Genomic DNA, 689 nt, shown 5'->3' with positions numbered 1-689 from the left:
CTTATCACGTCCTTCGTCGCCTCCGAGAGCCAAGGCATCCACCGTCTGCCCTTGCTTACTTTCTTTATCAATGACACGGTTTCTAAATTAATAATTAAAAATTAATAATGAAGAAATGCGTCTTGGATTGATATATCTTTAGCTTGCTCTTACTTTTATTCGTTACTTAACTTTATTTGAAGTTGTCCAATACGTCAAAGATCTTATTTACACCATTGCTGATGTTTTTGGTGGAGAATAACGGATTCGAACCGTTGACCCTCTGCGTGCAAGGCAGATGCTCTAGCCAGCTGAGCTAATCCCCCGGTAATAATGTGCCAATCTGCCAATTTGATAATATGCCAATTTCTTTCTTGCCATTGGCATATTGGCATATTGTCTCATTGAGAAATTATTTCTGTAGTCCCAGGCAGAGTTGAACTGCCGACCTCTACATTATCAGTGTAGCGCTCTAACCAACTGAGCTATAGGACTGTCAACTTTTCTTTCTTGTTGCCTGAGAGTTTTTCATCTCAGCTTCATCTTTCTCTTTACTGGTTGTCCAGTTTTAAGATCATATATGAATACATATTCAACCGTAGTACATGAGAACAACATACCGTTGTTCCTACTTAACCAGACTCTGGCTCCAGAAAGGAGGTGTTCCAGCCGCACCTTCCGGTACGGCTACCTTGTTACGACTTAGCCCC

At 41.2% G+C, this 689-nt stretch carries 2 tRNA genes and 1 rRNA gene; all 3 read right to left on the bottom strand.

Annotated features, from left to right (window positions below):
* Positions 1-228 precede the first annotated feature (228 nt).
* Positions 229-305 (bottom strand) — tRNA-Ala (locus DWU89_RS20470).
* 95 nt (positions 306-400) lie between these two features.
* Positions 401-474 (bottom strand) — tRNA-Ile (locus DWU89_RS20465).
* A 158-nt stretch (positions 475-632) separates the two neighbouring features.
* Positions 633-689 (bottom strand): 16S ribosomal RNA (locus DWU89_RS20460); the annotation flags it as partial.

This window comes from Parabacteroides acidifaciens, from assembly GCF_003363715.1.
GTDB lineage: Bacteria > Bacteroidota > Bacteroidia > Bacteroidales > Tannerellaceae > Parabacteroides > Parabacteroides acidifaciens.
Note: the sequence above shows the minus strand (reverse complement) of the source record. Positions and strands in the feature narration are given on the sequence as shown.